Genomic DNA, 26,702 nt, shown 5'->3' with positions numbered 1-26,702 from the left:
ACATGGCTTGGGTGGTGGTGGCCGAAGGGGCTTTGAATGAATGATGGGAGTGTCAATCAGGGGCGTCGCCGACTATTGGTGGCGGCAACCTCGGTAATAGGCGCAGTGGGGGTCGCTGGCGCCGCTATCCCGTTTATTAAATCATGGTCTCCAAGTGCCAAGGCGAAAGCCGCTGGCGCTCCGATAAGGGTCAATATTTCCAAGTTGGAGCCGGGGCGGCAAATTGTTATTGAATGGCGTGGTCAGCCTGTTTTTGTACTCAGGCGTGGCGCAGATGCATTGGAGCGCCTGTCGAGGTTGGAAAATCAGCTGGCTGACCCTGATTCTCATGACTCAATACAGCCCGATTATGTAAACAGTCGCTTGCGTTCAATCAGGCCGGATGTGCTGGTCGTGGTAGGTGTTTGCACTCATTTGGGCTGCTCCCCGATCTTTAGGCCGGAAGTTGCTCCTGCTGACCTAGGAACGGAGTGGTTGGGAGGATATTTCTGCCCGTGTCATGGCTCACGCTATGATCTGGCTGGAAGGGTATACAAGGCGCAGCCTGCGCCGCTCAACCTAGTGGTCCCGCCTTACGCTTACGAGTCTGAGCATATTATTGTGATAGGCATGAGTCAAAAGGAGGCGGGATGAGCAGATTGAAGGCTTGGTTAAATGCTCGGTTTCCTGCTTCGCGTTTATGGAGCGAGCACCTAAGCCACTATTACGCACCCAAGAACTTTAATGTCTTTTATTTTTTTGGATCCCTGGCCTTGCTTGTCCTGTTCAACCAATTGGTAACAGGCATTTGGTTGGCGATGAGCTATACCCCCACGGCAGCAGGTGCCTTTGCTTCAATTGAATACATCATGCGCGATGTTGATTACGGCTGGCTCATTCGCTATCTGCATTCAACAGGCGCCTCAGCTGTTTTTATTGTTGTCTACCTGCATATGTTTCGAGGCCTGCTCTATGGGTCTTACCAAAAGCCGCGCGAGTTAGTCTGGGTCTTTGGCATGTTGCTATACCTTGTGCTCATGGCCGAGGCGTTCATGGGATACCTGCTGCCTTGGGGGCAGATGTCTTATTGGGGGGCTCAGGTAATCATCGCTTTGTTTGGCGCCATTCCTGTGGTGGGCGAAGACTTGGCGCAATGGATACGCGGCGATTACCTAATTTCAGGTATTACGCTCAATCGCTTCTTTGCGCTGCATGTTATCGCGCTGCCACTACTGCTGGTCGGATTGGTGGTGCTGCATATTCTTGCCCTGCACGAAGTGGGTTCCAATAATCCGCTGGGGGTGGATATCAGAAAAAGCCTTGATGAAACGGGTAGGCCGCTTGATGGTATTCCCTTTCATCCGTATTACACCGTCAAAGACCTAATGGGTGTGGCGGTCTTTCTCTTTATCTTCTGTAGCGTGGTTTTCTTCTTTCCTGAAGGTGGTGGTTATTTTCTGGAGAGATCGAATTTTGAAATTGCCGATCCGCTGAAGACGCCTGAGCATATCGCTCCAGTTTGGTATTTCACGCCTTTTTACGCGATGCTTCGAGCTGTGCCTGACAAGCTGGCCGGCATCATGATTATGGGAGCAGCTGTTGCCGTCCTATTCGTAGTGCCCTGGCTAGATCGCAGTCCTGTAAAGTCGATGCGCTTCAAAGGATGGATGAGCCGATTGGCGCTGTTGCTCTTTTGTATGGCCTTTGTAGCGCTTGGCGTACTAGGGGTTCTTCCCCCTACGTCTGAACGGATTTTTCTATCTCGCTTGGCTACTGTGCTGTACTTTGGCTATTTCGTCTTCATGCCGTTTTACACCCGTGTCGAGCGGGTAGGTCTGGTACCTGAGAGGGTAGTAAGGTGATGCTGTTCAGGCTAATGGCATTGCTGGTGCTCACGTGTATGCCATTAGCCCTGAAGGGGGCGGAAAATGTTCCGTTTGAGAAGGTTCGCGTTGACCTTTCTGACAAGGCCGCCCTTCAGGAAGGGGCGCGCACCTTTGTTAATTTTTGTATGGGGTGTCATGGCACCCAGTATCAGCGTTATGAGCATGTAGCTAGGGACCTTTCCATTCCTGAGGATGTTCTACAAAAAACACTGATTTTTACTGAGGCCAAGCCAGGCGATCACATGACTTCAAGTATGCGTGCTGAGGATGCAGTGGGCTGGTTTGGCGCCGTACCTCCTGATTTGACGCTGGTGGCTCGCGTTCGAGGGGAAGACTGGCTGTATCACTATCTCAAAGGATTTTATGAAGATCCCTCCAGGCCCTGGGGCGTGAACAACCTCGTATACCCCAATGTAGCCATGCCAAATGTCCTGGGCGCTTTGCAGGGCCGTCAGGCCTGTCTGCCTATAGAAGAGAATAGCGCAGGCAGTTGCAGGGAGCTTGTTGTCATTTCAGGGACAGGATCGCAAACCGCTGAGCAGTTCGACCAAACGGTTCGCCATCTTGTGGCTTTTCTAGCGTATTCAGCGGACCCGAATAAAGAAAAGGCTGAGCGGATTGGCGTTTATGTTCTGGCGTATCTGGCAATTCTTTTTGTATTTGCCTACCTGCTCAAGCGAGAATATTGGAAAGACGTCCAATGATGTCTGTTTTTAGTGGGATCTGTGCCGTGAGGTGCGATCGTTTGCCCTGTTTGGGGCTGCACAGCGAAGAAGTGTATGGCTAATGTAACGCGTCTCACCTGTTTTTCTGACTCTAGGGATCCGTACTCGCATCGTGTTCGCCTTGTGCTTGCCGAGAAGCAGGTCGATGTGGAGGTTAAAGATATCGATCCTGCCAGGTATCCGGCAGCACTGGCTGATGCGAATCCCTACAGAACGCTACCTGTTCTGCAGGATCGTGATCTTGTGTTATATGACTCGACCATCGTGCTGGAGTATTTGGAGGAGCGTTATCCCCATCCTCCGCTATTGCCGGCTTACCCTGTTGCTCGAGCACAGATGCGATTGCTCATGCATCGCATCCAGAAGGATTGGTGCGACAACGCTGATCTCATCATGAGTCAGCAAAAGGGAAGTGGTGATGTTCAGCAGGTCCGCCGGCAGCTCGCCAGCAGTCTTACTTCGGTTGCTCCTCTTTTTGCAGACAAGAAATTCTTCTTAAATGAGGAAATGAGCTTGGTTGACTGCTATTTATTGCCTTTGCTCTGGCGTTTACCTGGCCTGGGTGTTGAGTTGCCGCGACAAGCCAAGCCGATTTTTGATTATATGGATCGCCATTTCGTCCGCGATACCTTTCAGGCGAGCTTGTCGCCAGTTGAGCGCGAGATGCGCTGATAGGAGGAACATAATGAATTCAAGCCGTCCCTATTTGATTCGGGCGCTGTATGAGTGGATCGTGGATAACGATTGCACACCGCATATCCTGGTCAATGCGGACTATCCGAATGTGCTGGTTCCGCCGGGCTATGCCAGTGACGGTCAGATTGTTCTCAACGTTGCGCCAGGAGCTATTCGCCAATTGCACATGGATAACGAAGCCGTGAGTTTCGATGGGCGGTTTGGTGGTGTAGCCCATAGTCTCTATGTGCCCACCCAAGCTGTTCTGGCTATCTATGCGCGCGAAAATGGGCAGGGGATGGTGTTTGATCTGGAGCCTTCTTCTCCAGATGACGATCCCAAGGGTAAGTCGGAAGGTTCTGCGCCTAAGTCGGCGCCAAGCAAGCCGCAAGGGCGGCCTAGCCTGAAAGTAGTCAAGTAAAACGAAACCGCCCACATCAGTGGGCGGTTTTCATTCAGCGCTTCAGTGAGGCGGGTAGGTGAGGTTGCAGCGTAGTCAACAGTGCTTTGAAGCACTTGGTGTTGCCTGCTACTACATGGCCTTTTTCAAGGTAGTCATGGCCGCCATTGAAGTCGCTGACCAGACCGCCAGCTTCCTGAATCAGTAGCGCACCTGCTGCCATATCCCACTCGGATAGCCCCATTTCCCAGAAGGCATCGAATCGACCAGCGGCCACATAAGCTAGATCCAATGCAGCAGATCCCGCGCGGCGAATACCTGCGGTTTGGGTGCTCAGGGTGCGGAACATGCCTAGATAATTATCCAGGTAATCCATATTGCTGGAGCGATACGGGAAGCCAGTGCCGATCAAGGCACCCTCAAGGCTTTTGCGAGCGCTGACACGCAAGCGTCGGCCATTGAGAGCGGCGCCACGTCCGCGACTGGCGGTAAATTCTTCCTGACGAACCGGGTCCAATACAACGGCATGCTCGATGCGGCCGCGATACTTGCACGCGATGCTGACAGAGAAGTGCGGGACGCCATGAATGAAGTTGGTGGTTCCATCCAGCGGATCGACGACCCACAGATAATCAGCGCCGTCACCCTGACCTTCGATGAGCCCGGACTCCTCGCCTAGGAAGCCGTGGTTGGGGTAAGCCTTGCGTAAAACGTTGAAAATAGCTTGTTCGGCGGCCCGGTCGACCTCGGTCACGAAATCGTTGGCGCCTTTTTCGTCGATAGCGATGAGGTCCAGGCGCTCGATTGAGCGAAAGATCAATTCACCGGCACTACGAGCTGCGCGCAGCGCAATGTTCAGCATGGGCTGCATGAGAAACCACCTGGTTGTAAAAGAAAGCCGGTTATTCTAGCAGAAAAGAATGCAGAGAGCGGTTGCCTTGTCGGCATGAATGGTTTTGCGCACAGGGGTCCGGTAAGATTCGCACCTTTAAAGAGGGGGTGCTACTTGCTCGAGAACATACGCGTTGTCCTAGTTAACACAAGCCATCCTGGCAATATTGGCGGTGCGGCTCGCGCCATGAAGAACATGGGATTGAAGCGGCTGTATCTGGTGCAGCCTGAGCAATTCCCCCATGGCGATGCCGTAGCGCGCGCATCCGGTGCCACGGATGTGCTGGATAATGCTTGTGTTGTCGAAACGCTGGAAGATGCGCTGACAGGGTGCAGCGTTGTTCTGGGAACCAGCGCAAGGGATCGCCGTATCCCCTGGCCGCTGCTCGATCCCCGTGAGTGCGCACAAACGTCGCTGCAGCATGCCGAGGTGGGTGGGGAGGTGGCGCTGGTATTTGGTCGCGAATATGCAGGTCTGACGAATGAAGAGCTTCAGCGCTGCAATTTTCATGTTCATATTCCTTCTGACCCGGAATTTGGCTCTCTGAATCTTGCGGCTGCGGTACAGGTGCTCGTCTACGAGGTACGCATGGCATGGTTGGCCCTTCAAGGGCAGCCCACCAAGATGAACAAGGTCGAAAGTACGGCCATGCTCAATACCCAGCTGGTCACTGTTGAGGAGTTGGAGCTGTTCTATCGCCATCTCGAGGAAACGCTTATCGATATTCGTTTTCTCGATCCCGAGAAGCCTCGCCATCTCATGTCTCGCCTACGCAGGCTTTATGGGCGCAGTGCAATCACCAAGCTGGAGATGAATATCCTTCGTGGTGTTCTGACCGAGACGCAAAAGGTTGTTCGTGGCGAAAAATGCAAAACTGATGATGTCTGAAGGCCAGTTTTAGCCGAGTGCGCCAACGCCTCTGGTCGGCTTTAATGGTTGACTGAATCGATAGGGCTTATAGTTGACTTAAATAGTCAGGAATTGCATACTTGACCTATCTAAAGTACATCCTGGTTTTGCCATGAGACTGACAACCAAAGGACGATACGCCGTCACTGCCATGCTTGATCTGGCGCTGCATGCGCAGCGTGGACCGGTCTCCCTGGCTGACATCTCTGAGCGCCAAGGTATATCGCTTTCCTATCTTGAGCAGCTGTTTGCCAAGTTGCGCCGTGGCACTTTGGTAACCAGTGTGCGTGGACCGGGCGGTGGTTATCAACTGTCGCGCGATATGCAGGACATTCATGTCGCTCAGGTCATCGATGCCGTAAACGAGTCTGTCGATGCTACCCGCTGTCAGGGGCAGGGCGATTGCCACTCCGGTGACATATGCCTGACGCATCACTTGTGGTGCGATCTGAGCGAGCAGATTCATACGTTTCTCAGCGGTATCACGCTAGCGGATCTAGTCGCGCGTAATGAGATACAAGCTGTAGCGAACCGTCAGGACAAGCGAGTGTGCAATAGCCGAACTCGTGCCTCGGACATTGAAAAGATTGAAGCGTCCGCTATTGAGTGAGCCGGCCGCCAGCCTGATATAGGAGTTACCGATGAAATTACCGATTTATCTTGATTACTCTGCAACTACTCCAGTCGATCCACGTGTCGCTCAGAAAATGAGCGAGTGTCTCTTGGTGGATGGTAACTTTGGTAATCCAGCCTCGCGCTCGCACATGTTTGGCTGGAAGGCTGAAGAAGCGGTCGAGAATGCTCGCCGTCAGGTCGCCGAGCTGGTGAATGCCGATCCGCGTGAAATCGTTTGGACATCCGGTGCGACCGAATCGGATAACCTGGCGATCAAAGGTGTGGCTCACTTCTATCAGAGCAAGGGCAAGCACATCATTACGTCGAAGATCGAGCACAAGGCCGTATTAGATACGACTCGCCAGCTCGAGCGCGAAGGTTTTGAGGTGACTTACCTAGAGCCAGGCGAAGATGGCCTGATCACGCCGGATATGGTTGAAGCAGTATTGCGTGAGGACACCATTCTGGTTTCCCTGATGCACGTCAACAACGAGATCGGCACCATCAATGACATCGCTGCGCTGGGTGAGCTTACGCGTGCCCGTGGCATCCTGTTCCATGTGGATGCTGCTCAGTCAACCGGTAAGGTTGAGATCGACCTTGAGACGCTGAAAGTTGACCTCATGTCCTTCTCGGCACACAAGACCTATGGTCCGAAAGGTATTGGTGCGCTTTATGTTCGTCGTAAGCCGCGCGTTCGTCTTGAGGCGCAGACCCATGGCGGCGGTCACGAGCGTGGTATGCGTTCCGGTACGCTGGCGACTCACCAGATCGTCGGGATGGGCGAGGCCTTCCGAATTGCTAAGGAAGAGATGGCGCAGGAAAACGTTCGTATCAAGGCGCTGAGCGATCGTTTCTACAGCAAGCTTCAGGATATGGAAGAGCTGTATGTAAACGGCAGTCTGGTTTCACGCGTACCGCATAACCTGAACTTGAGCTTCAACTATGTAGAGGGTGAATCCCTGATCATGGCGCTCAAGGATCTGGCGGTATCGTCGGGTTCGGCCTGTACTTCGGCCTCGCTTGAGCCTTCCTATGTGCTGCGCGCGTTAGGCCGTAACGATGAACTGGCTCATAGCTCCATTCGTTTCACCTTTGGCCGTTTCACGACCGAAGAAGAAGTTGATTACGCCGCCGAGAAAGTGCGTGATGCAGTAACCAAGCTGCGTGAACTTTCTCCGTTGTGGGATATGTACAAAGAGGGCGTTGACCTGACCACAGTTGAATGGCAGGCACACTAAACCGCTCCTGATGAGTGAGGATTGAGAAATGGCTTACAGCGATAAAGTAATCGATCACTACGAAAACCCGCGTAACGTTGGCAAATTCGATGCCGAAGATCCTGACGTCGGAACAGGCATGGTTGGTGCGCCGGCGTGTGGTGATGTCATGCGTCTGCAGATCAAGGTCAACGATCAGGGCATCATCGAAGATGCACGCTTCAAGACCTATGGCTGTGGCTCTGCCATCGCTTCCAGCTCGCTCGCTACCGAGTGGATGAAGGGCAAGACCATCGATGAGGCAGAGGCGATCAAGAACTCCATGATTGCTGAAGAGCTAGCTTTGCCTCCGGTCAAGATTCACTGCTCGGTTCTGGCCGAAGACGCCATCAAGGCGGCGGTGCAGGACTATAAGCAGAAGAAAGGTTTGGCTTGAGGAGGCACTGATGGCCATTAGCATGACTGAATCTGCTGCACGTCACGTGCAGCGTTCTCTGGAAGGACGCGGCAAAGGCGAAGGTATCCGTCTGGGCGTACGTACCACCGGATGTTCGGGCTTGGCCTATGTGCTGGAATTCGTTGATACGCTGGCTGAAGAAGATCAGGTGTTCGAAAGCCATGGCGTCAAGGTCATCATTGATCCGAAGAGCCTTGTCTACCTTGACGGTACTGAACTGGACTTCGTCAAGGAAGGACTCAACGAGGGATTCAAGTTCAATAACCCTAACGTGCGCGGTGAGTGTGGCTGCGGCGAAAGCTTCAACGTTTGAGGTCGCCCGTGGGAACGCCTTGTCACTTTGCCTTGTTCGATCTCAAGCCGTCTTTTGCGCTTGATCTCGAGCAGCTTTCGAGTCGCTATCGTGAGCTTGCGCGTACAGTGCATCCTGATCGCTTTGCCGATGCCCCCGAGCGGGAGCGGCGACAGGCACTGGAGCGTGCGGCGCAGTTGAACGAGGCGTATCACGTTCTCAAGACTCCCTCGCGGCGAGCCCGTTACCTGCTGTCGCTTCAAGGGCATGAAATGCCTGTTGAGGCGACTATCCAGGATCCCGACTTTCTCCTTCAGCAGATGCAGTGGCGTGAAGAGTTGGAAGAATTGCAAGACGAGGGGGATGTTGAAGGTATCGCGCCCTTCAAACAGCGTTTGAAGAAGTCCCAGGCTGAACTCGAGCATGAGTTCGATTCGTGTTGGGAGAACGCTTCGAAACAGGAAACTGCAGAGCGGCTTGTTCGCCGCATGCAGTTTCTCGACAAGCTGAGCAGCGAAGTGCGTCAGTTGGAAGAGCGCCTCGACGATTAATCTGGCGCCTGCTTAAAGGCGCCCCTAGCACAAGCTGAATAGCAATGGCTTTATTGCAAATTGCCGAACCTGGAATGGCTCCCAAGCCGCATCAACGCAAGTTGGCGGTAGGGATTGATCTGGGGACTACGAATTCTCTTGTCGCTGCCGTGCGCAGCGGCGTCTCTGAGCCGCTTCCTGATGAGCAGGGCGGTGTCATTCTTCCCTCAGCTGTTCGCTATCTGGAAAAGGATATTGAAGTAGGGGATGTAGCCAAGCAAAGTGCTGCACAAGACCCTTTCAATACGATTCTTTCCGTAAAGCGCTTCATGGGTCGCGGTCTGGCTGACATCAAGCAGTTGGGCGAGCAGTTACCCTATCGATTCGCTGAAGGCGAGTCCCACATGCCTTTCATCGAGACGATACAGGGGCTCAAGAGCCCTGTTGAGGTGTCAGCCGAAATCCTTCGTGTACTGCGTTCGCGTGCAGAAAAGACCTTGGGTGGTGAGTTGGTCGGCGCGGTAATTACCGTTCCGGCTTACTTTGATGACGCGCAGCGCCAAGCGACCAAGGACGCTGCCAAGCTGGCCGGTTTGAATGTGTTGCGGCTGCTCAATGAGCCCACCGCAGCGGCAGTGGCCTATGGGCTGGATCGTGGTGCGGAGGGCCTCATTGCGATCTATGACCTGGGCGGTGGCACATTTGATATTTCCATCCTGCGTTTGAGCAAAGGGGTTTTCGAAGTTCTGGCTACCGGAGGTGATAGTGCCTTGGGTGGTGATGATTTCGACCATGCCATTGCGACCTGGGTAATCGAACAGGCGGGGCTGTCTACTGATCTGTCGCCCTCGGAGCAACGTCAGTTACTGCAATTAGGCTGCATGGCCAAAGAGCAATTGTCGGCGCAACCTACTGTTACGCTCAGTTACGGTACCTGGCAGGGCGAGCTTACTCGCGAGCACTTTGAAACACTGATCGCGCCGTTGATCGCGCGAAGCCTGAAAGCTTGCCGTCGTGCAGTGCGTGACTCTGGTTGCGAGCTTGAGGAAGTCAAGGCGGTGGTCATGGTGGGTGGCTCCACTCGCGTGCCGCAAGTCCGATCCGCAGTGGCCAGACTGTTCGGTCGCGAGCCACTGACGGATATTGATCCGGATAAGGTTGTTGCCATCGGTGCGGCCATTCAGGCTGATACCCTGGCGGGTAATCGTGGTGGCGAAGAGCTCTTGCTGCTGGATGTCATTCCGCTCTCCCTTGGGCTTGAAACCATGGGCGGTTTGATGGAAAAGATTATCCCGCGTAACACGACCATACCTGTGGCACGTGCCCAGGATTTCACAACGTATAAAGATGGCCAGTCAGCCATGATGATTCATGTGCTGCAGGGTGAGCGAGAGCTGGTGAAAGATGCTCGTTCGCTGGCGCGTTTCGAGCTGCGCGGCATTCCGCCTATGGTGGCTGGCGCTGCCAAGATCCGTGTGACTTTTCAGGTCGATGCGGACGGCTTGCTCAGCGTCTCGGCGCGAGAGCTCTCCAGTGGTGTGGAAGCCAGTATCCAGGTCAAGCCATCCTATGGTCTGACGGATGGTGAAATCGCGCGTATGCTGCAGGATTCTTTCCAGAATGCCGGCGATGACATGAACGCTCGCGTGCTACGTGAGCAGCAGGTTGAGGCGCAACGTCTTCTAGAGGCGGTCCAGGCGGCTGTCGCTGAGGACGGCGATCGTTTGCTGGACGCTGAAGAGCGTGAAGTTATAGAGGCCGAGATCGACAAGCTAAAGAGTCTTGTCGACCATTCAGATGTCTCTGCTATTGAAGTACAAACCAAGCGTCTTTCCCAAGTGACCGATGCATTCGCGGCTCGCCGGATGGATGCATCGATCAAGGCGGCCCTGGCGGGTCGTCGTCTTAACGAAATCCAGGAGTAAGTTCACCATGCCGCAGATCGTTTTTCTGCCCCACCCAGAGCATTGCCCCGAGGGCGCGGTGATCCAGGCCGAAGAAGGTGAAACCATTATCGATGCAGCGTTGCGCAACGGTATTGAAGTCGAGCATGCCTGTGAGATGTCTTGTGCCTGTACGACCTGCCATGTCGTCGTTCGTGAAGGCTTCGGCTCCATGGAGCCGTCTGACGAGCTTGAAGATGACATGCTGGACAAGGCATGGGGGCTGGAGCCGGAGTCCCGGCTGTCCTGTCAGGCAAAGGTTGGCACTGCCGACTTGGTCGTTGAAATTCCCCGCTACACCATCAATCAGGTATCGGAACGTCACTAAGGAAGATCATCATGGCGATGAAATGGGTCGATGTGCTGGATATCGCAATCGCTCTTTCCGAAGCTCACCCGGATGTGGATCCCCGCTATGTAAATTTCGTGAATTTGCGTAACTGGGTCACCGCACTGCCCGGGTTTGACGATGACCCCCAGCGGGGTGGCGAGAAGGTACTCGAAGCCATCCAGGCTGCGTGGATTGAAGAAGCGGACTAACCTATTCTTCGTTAGCCTACGCTTTTGACCGAAGCCCGCGTATAATCCGCGGGTTTCGTTTTTGCTAAATGCCCAACTTTGGAGTTGTCATGTCTGTTCAACGCACCCTTTCTATCATCAAGCCGGACGCTGTAGCCAAGAACGTCGTTGGTGAAATCATCACTCGCTTCGAAAAGGCTGGCCTGCGCGTTGTGGCCGCGAAGATGGTTCAGCTCTCCGAGCGCGAGGCCGGTGGCTTCTATGCTGAGCACAAAGAGCGTCCTTTCTTCAAGGATCTGGTGTCCTTCATGACTTCCGGTCCGGTCGTTGTTCAGGTTCTGGAAGGCGAAAACGCCATCGCCAAGAACCGTGAGCTGATGGGCGCTACCGATCCCAAGAAAGCAGACGCCGGTACCATCCGCGCTGATTTCGCTGTTTCCATCGATGAAAACGCTGTTCACGGTTCTGATTCCGAAGCATCGGCTGCCCGTGAAATTGCTTACTTCTTCGCTGCAACTGAAGTTTGCGAGCGCACCCGCTGATCCACAGGTGAATCCATGAGTAATACAGTCGGCAAGACTAACCTGCTGGGGCTTACCCAGCCACAAATGGAGCAGTTCTTCGAGTCCATCGGAGAGAAGCGCTTTCGTGCCGGCCAAGTGATGAAATGGATTCACCACTTTGGCGTTGATGATTTTGACGCCATGAGTAATCTCGGCAAGGCCTTGCGCGAAAAGCTCAAGGCCTGCGCCGAGGTTCGTGGCCCCGAAGTGGTAAGTGAAGATATTTCGGCGGATGGCACTCGGAAGTGGGTTATTCGTGTGGCTTCCGGTAGCTGCGTTGAGACGGTTTACATTCCTCAGGACAAGCGTGGCACGCTGTGTGTTTCGTCACAGGCAGGCTGTGCACTTGACTGCAGTTTCTGTTCGACCGGAAAGCAAGGTTTCAATAGCAATCTCACGGCTGCCGAAGTCATCGGCCAAGTGTGGGTTGCCAACAAGTCATTTGGTACTGTGCCGGCCAAGATCGACCGTGCCATTACGAACGTCGTGATGATGGGCATGGGTGAGCCGCTGCTCAATTTCGACAATGTCGTAGCTGCCATGCAAATCATGATGGATGACTTGGGCTATGGAATATCCAAGCGCAAGGTAACGCTATCCACGTCAGGGGTAGTGCCCATGATTGAAGAGCTGGCCAAGCACGTCGATGTGTCTCTGGCGCTGTCGCTGCATGCGCCCAACGACGCCTTGCGCAACGAGCTGGTACCGATCAATCGCAAGTATCCTCTGGCCATGCTGCTGGATGCCTGTCAGCGGTACATTGGTCAGCTGGGTGAAAAACGTGTTCTGACCATTGAGTACACTCTACTCAAGGACGTCAACGACCAGCCCGAGCATGCTGTGCAGATGATTGAATTGCTGCGCAACGTGCCCTGCAAGATCAATTTGATTCCTTTTAATCCTTTCCCTCATTCCGGTTACGAGCGCCCCAGCAAGAATGCGGTGCGTCGCTTCCAGGAACTCCTGCAGCAGGCCGGTTTCAATGTCACCGTGCGTACTACGCGTGGCGATGATATCGATGCAGCCTGTGGGCAGCTGGTGGGAAAGGTTATGGACCGTACTCGGCGAAGCGAGCGGTACATTGCTGTACGCCAGTTGAATAATGAGAACGATGCGGCTTTGGGTGTTCGCCAGAATTAATTAAAAGGAGAGGGTTAGTGATGTTGCGTGCAGTATTGGCTTTGGCAGTTGCAGGACTTTTAACCGGCTGCGTCACTACTGGCTCTACTGACCCTCTGAGTACGGGAAAAGGTCGTGATCATGCCCGGGACGCCTACATTCAGTTGGGTCTGGGCTATCTGCAGGAAGGAAACACCGAGCAGGCCAAGATCCCGCTGAAACAGGCCCTGCAGCTTGACTCCTCGAGCGCCGATGCCCATGCCGCGCTGGCATTGGTGTTCCAGACCGAGATGGAGCCCAAACTGGCTGACGAAGAATACCGCAAGGCCATGTCAGCACGCCGTAACGATTCCCGTATTCTCAATAATTACGGAAGCTTTCTTTTTGAGCAGAAGCGATACAGCGAAGCCTATGATCGTTTCATAGAGGCCTCGCAGGATCCTTTGTACCCTGAACGCTCGCGAGTCTTTGAAAACCTCGGTTTAACTGCGTTAAGGTTGAATAAGCCCGAATTGGCACGCCAGTATTTGGAGAAGTCGCTGAGACTGAACAGCAACCAACCCAAGGCTTTGCTGGAAATGGCGCAGCTCTCTTATGCGGCTCGTGAGTATGTACCTGCACGTGGGTATTACGAAGCATTTAGCCGCATTTCGCCCCAGGATGCGCGTAGCCTTTTACTGGGCATCCGTCTGGCCGAAGTATTCAACGATCGCGATACGGCTGCCAGTTATACCTTGCAATTGAAGCGGCTTTATCCCGCTTCTGAAGAATATAAACAACTTCAGTCGGAGCAACGATGAGTAATGTGCAACCTGAGGCTGTAATGTCAGCTCGTGGTAATCCAGGCGACATACTGCGCCAGGCTCGCATTTCCAATGGGTGGAGCATCGCTCAAGTGGCTGCTCAGATGAATCTGAGTGGGCATGTCATCGAGTTGCTGGAAGCTGGGGACTATCAAAAGCTGCCAGGGCATACGTTTGCCCGCGGTTATGTCCGCTCCTATGGGAAGCTGCTGGGGCTCGATCAGGCTGAGCTTGTAAAGGTCTTCGATCAGTACACAGGGACCGATGCCAAAGGCAGTACGGTTCACACCATAAACCGTGTTGAAGAACCGGTGCGCTTGTCGCGTAATGTCCTGCGTATCGTCAGCTTTATTCTGGTCGTTGTTATCATTGGGCTTGGCCTGTTCTGGTGGCAGGAGCGCTCCGGGCTTGGTATGGGCGGTAATGGCCTTAGCCTTGAGCATGTCGAAGTAGAAAGCGCAGACGGCACTACTGAAATTCATACGCTTGATGAGCCTGAAGATCAGGCGGTGGCGGAAGCTCAAAAGGCTGAGGTGCCCGCTGCATCAGAGCCAGGTGTGCCCGCTACACCGACTGCTCCTGCTGCCAATGCTGTTGCGCAAACGCCTGTGCCTGCCCCGAATACCGCTTCCGGTACGGCAGCCAATGGCGCTGCGAATGCTGCTCCTGCTACGGCCGCTACACCGACTACTCCGGTTGTATCGACCGATGCTGCGCTTGCGCCTACCACGCCGCCAGCCGGCGAAACTGCGCCAGCGGCAGAGCAGGGAGGCTTGAGCATTCAGTTGGTAGCGGACTGCTGGATGCAGATCACAGATGCGTCGGGGAAAGTTATTTACAGTGGCCTCAAACGAAAGGGTGATACCCTGCAGTTTGAAACGGTAAAAGCTCCTGTGGAGATTCGTTTAGGCTACGCACGGGGTGCGCAAATTACCTATAACGGCCAGCCGGTAGACATCAAGCCCTATGTACGTGGGGAAACTGCTCGCTTCAAAGTAGGGCAGGCGTCTCAGTAACCAGAATTGCAGTACGATCAAAGCGGCATCATTCTGCCGCTTTGATTTTATTATCGGATCATATTTTATAGTTCTCTGGTTTTAACCAGTCTCCGTAAGGATCTGGTATTTATCAGGAAGAAGAGTCCTGTCATGCATAGCGAATCGCCGATCAAACGTCGCCCTTCTCGAAAGATCTGGGTAGGCTCCGTGCCGGTAGGAGGCGATGCTCCTATCGCGGTACAGAGCATGACGAACACCGAAACCTGTGATGTTGCCGCAACAGTTGCGCAAATCCGTCGTCTGGAAGATGCAGGCGCTGATATCGTTCGGGTTTCAGTTCCCGACATGGATGCTGCAGAAGCATTCGGTCAAATCAAGCAGCAGGTGAACGTTCCTCTGGTTGCAGACATTCATTTTGATTACAGAATTGCCCTTCGGGTAGCTGAACTCGGTGTGGATTGTCTGCGTATCAACCCTGGCAACATCGGGCGTGAAGACCGGGTCAGGGCGGTAGTCGATGCGGCGCGTGACAAGAACATTCCGATTCGTATCGGCGTGAATGCGGGCTCTCTGGAAAAGGATCTGCAGAAAAAATATGGTGAGCCTACCCCTGAAGCGCTACTGGAATCAGCCATGCGTCATGTCGATTACCTCGACAAACTGGATTTCCAGAACTTCAAGGTCAGTGTGAAGGCGAGTGACGTCTTCATGGCCGTATCGGCTTATCGCTTGCTGGCGAAGCAGATCGAGCAGCCGCTACACCTGGGCATCACCGAGGCAGGTGGTTTGCGTTCCGGCACCGTAAAATCTGCGGTTGGCCTGGGCATGCTGCTGGCCGAAGGCATTGGCGATACCATTCGTATCTCCCTGGCGGCGGATCCGGTCGAAGAGATCAAGGTGGGTTTCGATATCCTGAAGTCGTTGCGCTTACGCTCGCGCGGCATCAACTTCATCGCCTGTCCAAGCTGCTCTCGCCAGAACTTTGATGTGGTCAAGACCATGAATGATCTGGAAGGGCGCCTGGAAGATCTTCTGGTTCCCTTAGATGTGGCCGTTATCGGCTGTGTGGTCAATGGGCCGGGAGAGGCCAAAGAGGCTCACGTAGGGTTGACTGGCGGCACGCCTAATAACCTAGTGTATATCGATGGCAAGCCTGCACAAAAGCTGACCAATGAGAATCTGGTGGATGAGCTGGAGCAGCTGATTCGCCGCAAAGCGGCTGAAAAAATGGAAGCGGATGCGGCTGTTATTGCCCGTAGCTGAATGCCGTTAGAGAATTGAATTAAGGACTCCTCGTGAGCAAGTCTTTGCAAGCCATTCGTGGCATGAACGACATACTGCCAGAGCAGACGCCAGCCTGGCGCTATCTGGAAACAACTTTCGCTACCTTGCTGGATGGGTACGGCTACAAGGAAGTCCGACTGCCTATCCTCGAATTCACCGAGCTGTTCGCTCGGGGTATCGGCGAGGGCACCGATGTGGTCGACAAGGAAATGTATACTTTTCTCGACCGTAACGGTGAGTCGCTGACGCTTCGTCCGGAAGGCACAGCAGGGTGTGTCCGCGCCGTGCTGGAGCACGGCCTTACAGGCGGTGGCCAGGTTCAGAAACTCTGGTATACGGGACCCATGTTCCGCTACGAGAAGCCGCAAAAAGGACGCTATCGCCAGTTCCATCAGATTGGCGTAGAGGTCTTTAACTTGCCTGGGCCGGATATCGATGCTGAGCTGATCATCATGACGGCGCGCCTGTGGAGGCAGCTGGGTATTGATGATGCCGTTACACTGCAGCTGAACAGCTTGGGTTCAAGCGAAGCGCGTGCAGCCTATCGGGATGCCTTGGTTGATTACCTCAAGCAGCATTTCGATCAGCTGGATGAAGACAGTCAGCGTCGTTTGACGACTAATCCCCTGCGTATTCTGGACAGCAAGAATGCCCAGACACAGGCCTTGCTGACCGATGCTCCCACGTTGTCGGATTATCTAGACGAAGAGTCTAGTGCCCATTTTGAAGGCTTGAAGGCACGCCTTGAAGCAGCAGGCATCGAGTACACGATCAATCCGAAGCTTGTGCGGGGTCTGGACTACTACGGTCGTACCGTATTCGAGTGGGTAACCGATAAGCTGGGCGCACAAGGTACGGTGTGCGCTGGCGGACGCTACGATGGTCTGATCACTCAGTTTGGTGGAAAGCCTACGCCAGGCGTTGGTTTTGCCATGGGTGTTGAGCGTCTGGTGCTGATGCTTGAGACGCTGAACAAGATTCCCGCCGAGCTTAGCCGTCCGATGGACATCTACTTATGCACCTTTGGTGAAGCGGCAGAACTGGCCGGTCTGGCCTTGGCCGAGCAGCTGCGTACGGCCTTGCCGTCCTTGCGTCTGGCGGTTAATGCTGGCGGCGGAAGTTTCAAGAGTCAGTTCAAGAAGGCAGACAAGAGCGGCGCATGGTTTGCTCTGATTCTGGGCGAGGATGAGCTGGCGCAGCGCCAGGTTGGCCTCAAGCCCTTGCGTAATGATAGTGCCCAGGAGATGGTCGCCTGGGATCAGTTGTCCGCACGCCTGCATGATAGCTTGCAGCAGCAGACGTCCGCACACAGCGAAAGCGAATAGGAGTGACCGGTGAGTTCGCAGAATGAAGATCCAAATGTCGCCCACCTTCAGGATTGGTGGCAGCGTAACGGCAAGCCGCTGCTCACCGGTGGCGTCGTGGCCCTGGTGGCCGTGCTGGGCTGGCAATGGTGGGAGCGTAATCAGACCAATCAGTCTCAGGCTGCGTCCATCGTGTATCAGGAGCTGGTTCAGGCAGCGCTGGATCCCAGCGGCAAACCGGATACCGCTCGGGTAACGGACCTGTCCAACCAGCTCAAGCAGGAATATTCAGGTACTACCTATTCCCAATACGGTAGTCTTTTCGTGGCCAAGGTTGCTGTTGAGAGTGGCAAGCTGGATGACGCAGCCAACGAACTGAAGGCAATTGTCGATAAGCCGGCGGATGATACTGTGGGCGAACTGGCACGCCAGCGTCTGGCGCGGGTGCTGGCTGCGCAGGGCAAGGCTGAAGATGGCCTGAAACTACTGGAAGGCAAGGTTGCAGAGCCTTATGTCGCCAACCGCGAAGAGTTACGTGGTGATCTGTTGGTCAGTCTGGGCCGTGTCGACGATGCCCGTGCCGCTTATGAAAAAGCCAAGTCCGAATTGCCTGCCGATGCCGCCGAAGGCACGCTGCAGATGAAGCTGGATGACCTGGCAAAAGGAGATGCCTGATGCTGCGTTGGAAACATGTTGCGCTACTGGCCTTGGCCCTGACTGCTGTCGGGTGCAGCAGTAACAGCAAAAAAGAGCTGCCGCCTGCTGAATTGCAGGACTTCAAGGCCGATGTTCAGTTGCAGGAGCAATGGAGCCGCTCGGTAGGGGAAGGGCAGGGTGATACCTACAACCTGTTGACGCCTGCCATTGACGGTCAGTCCCTGTACGTGACTGATAACGAAGGCCTGGTCATGGCGTTGAACCGTGAAAACGGTGACATCATTTGGAAGAAAAAGTTGGACCTGCCTGTTTCAGGTGGCGTTGGCGCTGCCTACGGGCTGGTTCTGGTTGGCACGTTGAGAGGAGATGTCGTTGCCCTGGACGCAACCTCGGGCGATGAAAAATGGCGCTCTAGGGTTTCCAGTGAAGTACTGGCTCCGCCGGTCAGCAACGGTGACATCGTGGCTGTCCAGACTCAGGACGACAAGCTTTATGCCCTTGATGCCGAGACGGGTGACCGCCGCTGGCTGTATGAGGAGAGCATGCCTGTTCTGACCCTGCGTGGTACAGGTGCTCCGATCGTAACCAATCGCTATGTTGTCGCTGGCCTGGCCAGCGGCAAGGTGATTGCGCTGGATGAACAGCGTGGCTTGCCGATCTGGGAGCAACAGGTTGCCATCCCGCAGGGGCGCTCCGAGCTGGATCGTATGGTTGATATCAACGGCGGACTGCTGCTTTCAGGCACTACGCTATATGTGGCCACGTACCACGGTCGGGTTGCCGGACTGGATCTGGAGAGCGGTCGTGTGCTCTGGCAACGTGATGCATCCAGCTATACCGGTGTCGCTGAAGGTTTCGGTAACGTATATGTAAGCCTGGAAAATGGCACCGTTGAAGCGGTAGATCAAAATTCGGCTTCAGCGCTGTGGAGCAATGATTCCCTGGCGCGTCGTATGTTGTCCGCCCCGGCTGTGCTGTCGAACTACGTCGCAGTAGGTGATTATGAAGGCTATATTCACCTGCTAAGCCAGACGGATGGTCATATGGCCGGTCGTCAGAAGCTGGGTAACGGCGGCGTTCGGGTTCGCCCGTTAGTGGATGGCGACTGGATGTATGTGTACGGTAACGGCGGTAAGCTGGCTGCCTACACCATTCGCTAAGCTGTCCTGTATGTGTATGGCCGCTATCGCCCTCACGATAGCGGCCTTTGTGTTTTCTGTATTCCTGTGGAGAGCCGTATGGTTCCCGTTATTGCTCTGGTAGGACGTCCTAATGTAGGCAAGTCCACCTTGTTTAATCGACTTACCAAAACCCGTGATGCCATTGTGGCCGATATCGCGGGCCTGACCCGCGACCGCAAGTATGGCGAGGCGCGTTGGCAGGGTCGGACGTATATCGTTGTCGACACCGGGGGTATCTCCGGAGACGAAGAAGGCATCGATATGAAAATGGCTGAGCAGTCGCTTCAGGCCATTGAAGAAGCCGACGCCGTTCTGTTCATGGTGGATTCCCGTGCCGGGATGACGGCCGGCGATCAGATGATCGCCGAGCACCTGCGTACGCGTAACAAGCGCTGCTTTTTGATTGCTAATAAGGTCGACGCAGTTGATCCAGACATTGCCCGGGCTGAATTCAGCCCGATGGGCCTGGGTGATGCGCTGACCATTGCGGCTGCGCATGGCCGCGGTATCAACGGCATGCTTGAGCAGGTGCTGGGCTCCTTCCCCAAGGATGAGGAAGAAGAGTTCATTGTTGATGCGGAGGACGAAGAAGGCGATCAGGCTTCGGATGAGAGTGTCATCGAGAAGCGTATTCCGGGACCGGATGAAAAGGCCGGGATCAAGATCGCCATCATTGGCCGTCCCAACGTGGGCAAGTCCACGCTGGTCAACCGCATGCTTGGCGAAGAGCGTGTCATCGTATATGACCAGGCCGGCACGACTCGCGACAGTATCTACATTCCCTTCGAGCGCAACGAAGAGAAGTACACGCTGATCGACACCGCCGGTGTGCGTCGCCGCGGCAAGATCTTCGAAGCGGTAGAAAAGTTTTCTGTTGTGAAGACGCTTCAGGCCATTCAGGACGCCAACGTCGTTATCTTTGTGATGGATGCCCGTGAAGGGGTAGTCGAGCACGATCTGAACCTGTTGGGCTTTGTCCTGGAAACCGGTCGCGCCCTTGTGATTGCACTCAACAAGTGGGACGGCATGGAGGCCAGTGAGCGTGATTATGTGAAGACCGAACTCGAACGCCGCCTGATGTTTGCCAATTTCGCGGATATTCATTTCATTTCCGCGTTGCATGGCACCGGCGTAGGGCATCTGTACAAGTCGGTGCAACAGGCATTCGCTTCGGCCGTTACCCGCTGGCCTACCAGTCGTCTGACCAAGATTCTTGAGGATGCGGTACAGGAGCACCAGCCGCCGTTGGTTAATGGCCGTCGAATCAAATTGCGTTATGCGCACATGGGCGGAGCCAACCCCCCGCTGTTGGTTATCCATGGCAACCAGGTGGATGCAGTCCCGCGTGCCTATGTCCGCTACCTGGAAAACACCTATCGCCGGGTATTGAAGCTGATAGGTACGCCTATTCGCATTGAATTCAAGTCGGGTGAAAACCCCTTTGCGGACAAGAAGAACACGCTGACCGAGCGGCAGGTGAACAAAAAGCGCCGCTTGATGAGCCATCACAAGAAAGCGGAGAAGAAGCGCAAGGACAAGCGTCGCTAGTCGCTTCCCTGTTGTAACGGGCCGGCGCTGTCTGGCCCGTTCGAATACCAGGCTGCTCGGGCATGTTCCGTGTGGCCAGTCTTAAGTCATGATAGCGGTGCATAGTGCTTCGCTGAGCCGTCGACGGCATCGAAGCCGACCGCCTTGTTGTCGGAGCGTTCGATGATCCAGAGCAAGTTGCCTTCCCTTGGTGTGACTATCTTTACCCGCATGTCCCAACTGGCCATGGAAACGGGTGCAATCAACCTGTCTCAGGGTTTCCCGGATTTCGACGGCCCGGATGCCTTGCGCGAGGCGGTAAGTTGGCACGTCATGGCCGGTCATAATCAGTATGCGCCCATGACAGGGTTGCCTGCCTTGCGTGAGCAAGTGGCCCGCAAAGTGGCTACGCTCTATGGGCGCACGGTTGATGCCGAACAGGAAGTCACCATTACGCCCGGTGCGACGCAGGCCATCTTCTGCGCCATTCAGTCTGTAGTTCGCAGCGGTGACGAAGTGATTGTATTTGATCCCTGCTATGACTCTTACGCACCCTCGGTTGAACTGGCCGGTGGGCGCTGTATCCACCTACCCTTGGCACTGCCGGATTTTGGGATCGACTGGGATCGCTTGCAGGCAGCCCTGACGTCGCGCACACGGGCTATCGTGCTGAACACGCCCCATAACCCGAGCGGCTCGCTGGTTGGTCGCGACGCGCTGGACCGTCTCGCCGCATTGATTCGCGATCGGGATATCTACCTGATCAGTGATGAGGTATATGAGCACTTGGTTTTCGACGGGGCAGAACATGCCAGTGTACTCACCCATGATGAACTCTACGCCCGTGCGTTTGTTATCAGCTCCTTTGGCAAAACATATCATGTGACAGGTTGGAAGACCGGGTATGTGATCGCCCCGCGCGAGCTTTCAAGCGAACTGCGCAAGATTCACCAGTATGTAAGCTTTTGCGGGGTGACGCCTCTGCAATGGGCATTGGCAGATTTCATGGAAGCACATCCCGAGCATGTAACCGAACTCCCAGCGTTTTATCAGGCCAAACGAGATCTGTTCTGTGATTTGTTGGGTTCGTCTAAATTGGCGTTTACACGTGCAGCAGGGACCTATTTCCAGCTGGCGGACTATTCCGCTATTCGGGATGACGTAAGCGATGTCGAAATGGCCGAGTGGTTGACGCGTGAGCACGGTGTGGCTGCCATTCCGATCTCCGTGTTTTATCAGGAAGCTCCAAAGGACTTGCGTCTGGTACGTTTCTGCTTCGCTAAACGAGAGGAGACGCTGCGGCTAGCAGCGGAAAAACTGTGCGCGATCTAAGCCTGAGACCTGATTTGAAACTGGCACTCATCCAGACTGAACTGTTCTGGCATGATGCTTCGGCCAACCGCGACCGGTTTACTGCCTTGCTGCAACAGGCGAAAGGCGCGGATCTGGTTGTACTGCCTGAGATGTTCACTACCGGCTTTTCGATGGAATCAGCCCTGCTGGCTGAGGATGAAGGCGGACGTACCCATGCGTGGATACGCGAGCAAGCGGCATCGCTCAATGCTGTGATAACGGGCAGCCTGATCGTTCGTGATGCCCAAGGGCAGTACCGTAATCGACTCCTGTGGGCGCGGCCTGACGGCACGATGTCCCATTATGACAAACGTCACCTGTTTCGCATGGCCGGAGAGCACGAACATTACACCGCAGGTGAAGCGCAAGCGGTATTCGAGCTCAACGGCTGGCGCATTCGTCCCTTGATCTGTTACGACTTGCGGTTTCCGGTGTGGAGCCGTGATCCAGTCAAGACCGATCTGTTGCTCTATACCGCCAACTGGCCAGCCGCACGGCGTAACCACTGGAATCGGCTGCTTCCCGCTCGGGCCATTGAAAACCTCTGTTATGTCGCGGCCGTGAATCGCATTGGCGAAGACGGAAAAGGAATCGCCTATAGCGGCGACAGCCAGGTATTGGACTACCAGGGCGAGCCGCTCCTGGACGCCAAGGACAGCGCAGGAGTGTTTACGGTGTCGCTGTCTGCCGACACGCTGTCGCGCTACCGCGATGCGTTCCCCGCGTATCGGGATGTGGACGACTTCGAACTGCTTTGATTGCTCACTACTCCTCCCTAACGCCCCGTCTGCCATGCTGGCGATGGGGCGTTGTTGTTTCCGGCGCTTGCCCTTTGCCTTGGGACGATTGCAGACTGGCCCTTCGACAGGCTATTCAGGACAACAACAATGCAAACGCCTCGAATCGCAATTATTGGTGCCGGCCTCATGGGTGTCGGGATTGCCACTCATTTTGCTCGTCACGGACATTCGGTTCTGCTGCGAGACGTTTCCGTTGAGCGTTTGAGCGATGTGCCCGCCATTGCCAGAAGCGTTCTGGAAGAGCTATCAGCGGCTGCGCTGTTTGAACCCAGTCAGACCCATGCAGTGCTGAGCAGGATCACGACAACCGATGCGCTGGCCGATTTGGCTGATGCCACGCTACTGATCGAGGCTGTACCTGAGCGGCTGGCGCTCAAGCATGCGGTGTATGCGGAGCTTGAGTCAGTCGTTTCGCCAGAGGCCATCATTGCCAGTAACACAAGCGGCTTTCCTCCCGATCAACTGGCTCAGGGAATGGCATATCCCGAACGGTTGCTCATTGCTCATTTCTGGAACCCGCCTCATCTGATTCCACTGGTCGAACTGGTGCCGGGAGAAAAGACCAACCCAGCCTGTTTGCAGAAGGTGCGGGATGTATTGCAAGTCATGGACTTGGAAGTTGTTTTGCTCATGCGGGCGATTCCGGGCTTTATTGGCAACCGCCTGCAGTTTGCCGTGCTGCGTGAGGCCCTGCATATCGTACAAAGCGGTGTAGCGTCACCTGAAGATGTGGACCGGGTCATGCGGGCCTCTCTGGGTAGGCGCTACGGCATGGTGGGACCGCTGGAAGCGGCAGACATGGGTGGTCTCGATACCTTTCTGGACATCGCCAGCCACCTGATGCCGACCTTGGCCAAGGATGAGGAGGTGCTAGAGGTTTTGCGTGAACGCGTCGGGCAGGGAAGAACAGGCCTACGCAGCGGCAATGGGTTTTATGAGTGGAGCGAAGAGCGCAAGGCGCGGATAGCCGAGCGGCGTGCCCATCAGCTACAGCATGCCTTGCGGCCATGAATCGCTATACAGGTGTCGATATGGCGACCGCCAATGACCTGAGCGACTATCAGCAGATCAGTCTGCGGGCAATTCGCTCGCTATTTGAAAGCATCGAGCAGAGCAGCGAAGGTACCGTGATTGTGGACCGTGACCTCCGTATCGTCTGGATGAATGAGCGTTATGCCCGGCGCTTTGGCTTGCCCAGCGCAAAGTCGGCGATCGGGCAGGTGTGTGAGCAGGTGATTCCGGGAAGCTTGTTGCGGGAAGTAGTCAACACGGGCCAGCCCATCCTGCTGGATCTGCTTGATACACCCAAAGGACCAATGGTGGTGATGCGTTTGCCCATTCATGACGATACCGGTCAGGTCATCGGTGCCATTGGCTTTGCCTTGTTCGATGAGTTACGGACGTTGGCCCCCTTGGTGACGCGGTTCTTACGGATTCAGGAGGAATTGGCTTCGACGCGGCGGTCGCTGCAGAACGCCCGGCAGGCCAAATACAGTTTTGCCCACTTCGTAGGCAGCGGCCCGGCCAGTCAGGAGGTCAAGCGACGTGCGAGACGTGCGGCTACGGTAGAGACCTCTGTCTTGCTGTTGGGGGAGACCGGCACAGGAAAGGAGTTGTTGGCCCATGCCATTCATGCGGCATCCCCTCGGGCCAATAAGTCGTTTGTCAGTGTGAATGCGGCTGCCATCCCTGAAAATCTGTTGGAAGCTGAGTTCTTCGGCACGGCGCCTGGGGCTTTTACAGGCGCGGACCGCAAGGCGCGGGCAGGAAAACTGCAGATTGCGCAGGGCGGAACGCTATTTCTGGACGAAATCGGCGATATGCCCCTGAGCTTACAGGCAAAACTTTTGAGGGTGCTTCAGGAAAAGGAATTCGAGCCGCTGGGGTCCAACGAGGTGCTGCGCTGCGACGTTCGGCTGATTGCGGCAACCTCACGCAATCTGGATGCGCTGGTAGCTGAAGGCTCATTTCGGGCGGACCTGTACTACCGCTTGAACGTACTGCCCATTGTAGTTCCGCCGCTGCGTGAACGGCGAGAAGACCTGCCGGCGTTATGCGAAGCCATCCTGGACAGTTTGCTGGCGGAAGGACATGCGCCTCGGGAGCTGGATGAGGAAGCACTGGCGTTACTCGCCCGCTACGATTGGCCTGGCAACGTACGTGAGCTGCGCAATGTTCTGGAGCGCGCATCGCTGTTGAGTGATGAGGCCGTTATTGGCGCGCTCAGCATTGGCTCGGCATTAGGAAAACCCTTGCCGCCCAAAGCGATTGAGCTGATGTCCATTAGCACTACCAGGACGACCAGTAGCAACATGACGTATGAAGAGGCAAAACGCCAATTCGAGCATGAGCTCATTACCCAGGCCTTGTCATCGTGTTCAGGTAGGGTCGAGGAGGCTGCCAAACGCTTGGGCCTCGGACGCTCAACCCTTTATAAGAAAATGGCCGCCCTGGGGCTTTTGTCTTGAAATAGAGACTATTCTCAAGTTGGAGACAAAATCGATGCGAAGTTGTCTCCAATTGGAGAAATCAATGAATTGAAGGAGCAATTAGTTAGGTAATTCAAGGTGTTAGTGTCTGGCATGGATCTCGCTAACAAAGCCTTGCTGTCTCCACAGCTACAACAATAACTAGCCGCTGCGCCCGGTACTGACCGGCCAGCGAGGAGAAAACATGAGCGTATTGATTGCTCTGGCGGCGCTGGGTCTGCTGATGCTGGCGGCGTACCGTGGTTATAGCGTTATCCTGTTTGCACCGATTGCAGCCCTTGCGGCGGTGCTGCTGACCGATCCTTCCGCTGTGGCTCCGGCATTTACCGGTGTGTTCATGGACAAGATGGTCGGCTTCATCAAGCTGTACTTTCCTGTCTTTCTGCTGGGTGCAGTCTTCGGCAAGCTCATCGAGCTTTCCGGTTTTTCCCGTTCTATTGTGGCTGCTGCGATTCGTCTGCTGGGCACACGGCAGGCCATACTGGTCATCGTGCTGGTTTGCGCCTTGCTGACCTATGGTGGCGTCTCGCTGTTCGTTGTCGTGTTTGCGGTGTACCCATTCGCAGCCGAGATGTTTCGTCAGAGCAACATTCCCAAACGTTTGATTCCAGCCACCATTGCACTGGGTGCGTTTTCATTCACCATGGATGCCCTGCCGGGTACGCCTCAAATCCAGAACATCATCCCTACGACATTCTTCAACACGACGGCCTGGGCCGCCCCTTGGCTGGGGTTGATCGGCTCGTTGTTTGTCATCGCGGTCGGGTTGACCTATCTGGGGCGGCAGCGTCGTAAAGCGATGGCGCGTGGAGAAGGGTACGGCACCGAGTTGCGCAACGAACCGGAAACACCGGACAACATTAACTTGCCGAACCCGCTTCTGGCGCTGTCGCCACTTATCCTGGTCGGCGTCATGAATCTGCTGTTTACCCATTGGATTCCTCAGTGGTACGGCAAGACGCACACGCTAGCGCTACCGGGTCTGGCAACGCCTGTTACCAGCGAAGTCAGCAAGCTAACGGCAATTTGGGCCGTCGAGGCTGCCTTGTTAATCGGCATTTTGCTGGTGCTTGTGGCTGCGTTTAAAACCATCCGTACCCGCTTGGCCGAGGGCACTAAAACCGCAGTAGGCGGGGCTTTGCTGGCCGCCATGAATACTGCGTCTGAATATGGGTTTGGTGCAGTAATCGCTTCGCTGCCGGGTTTTCTGGTCTTGGCAGACGCGCTCAAGACCATTCCCAACCCACTCATCAATGAAGCCATTACCGTAACGCTTCTGGCCGGTATCACTGGCTCGGCCTCAGGCGGCATGAGTATTGCGCTGGCGGCCATGTCGGACAGTTTTATCGCCGCAGCCAATGCCGCACAGATTCCCCTTGAGGTGCTGCACCGGGTGGCGGCTATGGCCAGCGGTGGCATGGATACCCTACCGCACAATGGCGCCGTCATCACCTTGCTGGCAGTAACTGGACTGACGCACCGGGAAGCTTACAAAGACGTATTTGGTATCACGCTGATCAAGACGTTGGCAGTGTTCGTGGTCATCGGCGTGTTCTATGCCACTGGCATCGTGTAGAGGAGA

29 protein-coding genes are annotated in these 26,702 nt (G+C 55.1%); 28 read left to right on the top strand and 1 reads right to left on the bottom strand.

Features of this window, described 5'->3' with window-relative positions; all coding sequences use genetic code 11:
• The first annotated feature begins 36 nt into the window (after positions 1-36).
• The 5 genes from petA (at position 37) to QWJ10_RS01610 (ending at position 3,686) form a co-directional block, all read left to right on the top strand.
• Positions 37-633, top strand: coding sequence for a ubiquinol-cytochrome c reductase iron-sulfur subunit (gene petA / locus QWJ10_RS01630; protein ID WP_289923875.1), 597 nt, complete (start codon positions 37-39; stop codon positions 631-633).
• Complete coding sequence (locus tag QWJ10_RS01625; RefSeq protein ID WP_289923874.1) at positions 630-1,841, top strand: cytochrome bc complex cytochrome b subunit; 1,212 nt, start codon at positions 630-632, stop codon at positions 1,839-1,841. Before petA ends, QWJ10_RS01625 begins: the two co-directional genes overlap by 4 nt.
• A gap of 38 nt (positions 1,842-1,879) precedes the next feature.
• Complete coding sequence (locus QWJ10_RS01620) at positions 1,880-2,569, top strand: cytochrome c1 (protein ID WP_289923872.1); 690 nt, start codon at positions 1,880-1,882, stop codon at positions 2,567-2,569.
• A gap of 75 nt (positions 2,570-2,644) precedes the next feature.
• Complete coding sequence (locus tag QWJ10_RS01615) at positions 2,645-3,262, top strand: glutathione S-transferase N-terminal domain-containing protein (protein ID WP_219650607.1); 618 nt, start codon at positions 2,645-2,647, stop codon at positions 3,260-3,262.
• A 13-nt stretch (positions 3,263-3,275) separates the two neighbouring features.
• Entirely contained in the window at positions 3,276-3,686 is a 411-nt protein-coding gene (locus QWJ10_RS01610) for a ClpXP protease specificity-enhancing factor (RefSeq protein WP_010797315.1), read from the top strand.
• Positions 3,687-3,720: 34 nt separating this feature from the next.
• Here QWJ10_RS01610 and suhB read toward each other — a convergent pair whose 3' ends face one another.
• Positions 3,721-4,536 (bottom strand): inositol-phosphate phosphatase, encoded by an 816-nt coding sequence (gene suhB / locus QWJ10_RS01605; protein ID WP_289923860.1) that lies wholly within the window; start codon positions 4,534-4,536, stop codon positions 3,721-3,723.
• Between the two features lie 135 nt (positions 4,537-4,671).
• On the opposite strand from suhB, the gene trmJ reads away from it, so the two are divergent.
• The 23 genes from trmJ to QWJ10_RS01490 all read left to right on the top strand — a co-directional run bounded on the left by trmJ (position 4,672) and on the right by QWJ10_RS01490 (position 26,696).
• Positions 4,672-5,445, top strand: coding sequence for a tRNA (cytosine(32)/uridine(32)-2'-O)-methyltransferase TrmJ (gene trmJ, locus QWJ10_RS01600; protein ID WP_026003925.1), 774 nt, complete (start codon positions 4,672-4,674; stop codon positions 5,443-5,445).
• A 133-nt stretch (positions 5,446-5,578) separates the two neighbouring features.
• On the top strand, positions 5,579-6,076 hold the full coding sequence (gene iscR / locus QWJ10_RS01595) for a Fe-S cluster assembly transcriptional regulator IscR (protein ID WP_010797318.1): 498 nt from the start codon (positions 5,579-5,581) through the stop codon (positions 6,074-6,076).
• A 31-nt stretch (positions 6,077-6,107) separates the two neighbouring features.
• Entirely contained in the window at positions 6,108-7,322 is a 1,215-nt protein-coding gene (locus QWJ10_RS01590) for an IscS subfamily cysteine desulfurase (RefSeq protein WP_010797319.1), read from the top strand.
• Positions 7,323-7,350: 28 nt separating this feature from the next.
• Positions 7,351-7,737: a Fe-S cluster assembly scaffold IscU gene (iscU, locus tag QWJ10_RS01585; protein ID WP_019365648.1), complete on the top strand. Its 387-nt coding sequence runs from the start codon at positions 7,351-7,353 to the stop codon at positions 7,735-7,737.
• A gap of 10 nt (positions 7,738-7,747) precedes the next feature.
• Positions 7,748-8,071, top strand: a complete 324-nt coding sequence (gene iscA / locus QWJ10_RS01580; protein ID WP_074827960.1) for an iron-sulfur cluster assembly protein IscA — start codon at positions 7,748-7,750, stop codon at positions 8,069-8,071.
• Positions 8,072-8,079: 8 nt separating this feature from the next.
• On the top strand, positions 8,080-8,601 hold the full coding sequence (gene hscB / locus QWJ10_RS01575; RefSeq protein ID WP_289923851.1) for a co-chaperone HscB: 522 nt from the start codon (positions 8,080-8,082) through the stop codon (positions 8,599-8,601).
• Positions 8,602-8,645: 44 nt separating this feature from the next.
• Positions 8,646-10,505 carry a Fe-S protein assembly chaperone HscA gene (gene hscA, locus QWJ10_RS01570; protein WP_289923849.1) on the top strand — a complete coding sequence of 620 codons (1,860 nt, stop codon included), beginning with the start codon at positions 8,646-8,648 and terminating at the stop codon, positions 10,503-10,505.
• A gap of 7 nt (positions 10,506-10,512) precedes the next feature.
• Entirely contained in the window at positions 10,513-10,851 is a 339-nt protein-coding gene (gene fdx, locus QWJ10_RS01565; protein WP_010797324.1) for an ISC system 2Fe-2S type ferredoxin, read from the top strand.
• A gap of 11 nt (positions 10,852-10,862) precedes the next feature.
• Positions 10,863-11,063 carry a Fe-S cluster assembly protein IscX gene (iscX, locus tag QWJ10_RS01560; RefSeq protein ID WP_010797325.1) on the top strand — a complete coding sequence of 67 codons (201 nt, stop codon included), beginning with the start codon at positions 10,863-10,865 and terminating at the stop codon, positions 11,061-11,063.
• 89 nt (positions 11,064-11,152) lie between these two features.
• Positions 11,153-11,584, top strand: a complete 432-nt coding sequence (ndk, locus tag QWJ10_RS01555; protein WP_010797326.1) for a nucleoside-diphosphate kinase — start codon at positions 11,153-11,155, stop codon at positions 11,582-11,584.
• A 15-nt stretch (positions 11,585-11,599) separates the two neighbouring features.
• Positions 11,600-12,745 carry a 23S rRNA (adenine(2503)-C(2))-methyltransferase RlmN gene (gene rlmN, locus QWJ10_RS01550; protein ID WP_074827970.1) on the top strand — a complete coding sequence of 382 codons (1,146 nt, stop codon included), beginning with the start codon at positions 11,600-11,602 and terminating at the stop codon, positions 12,743-12,745.
• Positions 12,746-12,762: 17 nt separating this feature from the next.
• Positions 12,763-13,524: a type IV pilus biogenesis/stability protein PilW gene (gene pilW, locus QWJ10_RS01545; protein WP_026003924.1), complete on the top strand. Its 762-nt coding sequence runs from the start codon at positions 12,763-12,765 to the stop codon at positions 13,522-13,524.
• Positions 13,521-14,543: a RodZ family helix-turn-helix domain-containing protein gene (locus QWJ10_RS01540; RefSeq protein WP_074827976.1), complete on the top strand. Its 1,023-nt coding sequence runs from the start codon at positions 13,521-13,523 to the stop codon at positions 14,541-14,543. Before pilW ends, QWJ10_RS01540 begins: the two co-directional genes overlap by 4 nt.
• A gap of 132 nt (positions 14,544-14,675) precedes the next feature.
• Complete coding sequence (gene ispG, locus QWJ10_RS01535; RefSeq protein ID WP_010797330.1) at positions 14,676-15,788, top strand: flavodoxin-dependent (E)-4-hydroxy-3-methylbut-2-enyl-diphosphate synthase; 1,113 nt, start codon at positions 14,676-14,678, stop codon at positions 15,786-15,788.
• Positions 15,789-15,820: 32 nt separating this feature from the next.
• Positions 15,821-17,134 (top strand): histidine--tRNA ligase, encoded by a 1,314-nt coding sequence (hisS, locus tag QWJ10_RS01530; RefSeq protein ID WP_289923838.1) that lies wholly within the window; start codon positions 15,821-15,823, stop codon positions 17,132-17,134.
• 9 nt (positions 17,135-17,143) lie between these two features.
• Positions 17,144-17,788, top strand: a complete 645-nt coding sequence (locus tag QWJ10_RS01525) for a tetratricopeptide repeat protein (RefSeq protein WP_122043290.1) — start codon at positions 17,144-17,146, stop codon at positions 17,786-17,788.
• Positions 17,788-18,930 carry an outer membrane protein assembly factor BamB gene (gene bamB, locus QWJ10_RS01520; RefSeq protein WP_289923837.1) on the top strand — a complete coding sequence of 381 codons (1,143 nt, stop codon included), beginning with the start codon at positions 17,788-17,790 and terminating at the stop codon, positions 18,928-18,930. The genes QWJ10_RS01525 and bamB overlap by 1 nt, the downstream gene beginning before the upstream one ends.
• 78 nt (positions 18,931-19,008) lie before the next feature.
• Complete coding sequence (gene der / locus QWJ10_RS01515; protein ID WP_125889365.1) at positions 19,009-20,499, top strand: ribosome biogenesis GTPase Der; 1,491 nt, start codon at positions 19,009-19,011, stop codon at positions 20,497-20,499.
• Positions 20,500-20,661: 162 nt separating this feature from the next.
• Entirely contained in the window at positions 20,662-21,810 is a 1,149-nt protein-coding gene (locus QWJ10_RS01510) for a pyridoxal phosphate-dependent aminotransferase (RefSeq protein ID WP_289923831.1), read from the top strand.
• The gene (locus tag QWJ10_RS01505; RefSeq protein ID WP_074827988.1) at positions 21,798-22,589 is read left to right on the top strand and encodes an amidohydrolase; all 792 of its coding nucleotides are present in this window, start codon (positions 21,798-21,800) and stop codon (positions 22,587-22,589) included. The genes QWJ10_RS01510 and QWJ10_RS01505 overlap by 13 nt, the downstream gene beginning before the upstream one ends.
• 129 nt (positions 22,590-22,718) lie before the next feature.
• Entirely contained in the window at positions 22,719-23,642 is a 924-nt protein-coding gene (locus tag QWJ10_RS01500) for a 3-hydroxyacyl-CoA dehydrogenase family protein (RefSeq protein ID WP_289923827.1), read from the top strand.
• Positions 23,639-25,099 carry a sigma 54-interacting transcriptional regulator gene (locus tag QWJ10_RS01495; protein ID WP_289923825.1) on the top strand — a complete coding sequence of 487 codons (1,461 nt, stop codon included), beginning with the start codon at positions 23,639-23,641 and terminating at the stop codon, positions 25,097-25,099. The genes QWJ10_RS01500 and QWJ10_RS01495 overlap by 4 nt, the downstream gene beginning before the upstream one ends.
• A gap of 205 nt (positions 25,100-25,304) precedes the next feature.
• Entirely contained in the window at positions 25,305-26,696 is a 1,392-nt protein-coding gene (locus QWJ10_RS01490; RefSeq protein WP_289923823.1) for a GntP family permease, read from the top strand.
• The last annotated feature ends 6 nt before the right edge of the window (positions 26,697-26,702 follow it).

The sequence above is a fragment of the Pseudomonas sp. WAC2 genome, assembly GCF_030403525.1.
Taxonomy (GTDB): Bacteria; Pseudomonadota; Gammaproteobacteria; order Pseudomonadales; family Pseudomonadaceae; genus Chryseomonas; species Chryseomonas luteola.
The sequence above is the reverse complement of the archived record's forward strand: the minus strand, read 5'-3'. Positions and strand labels throughout refer to the sequence as shown.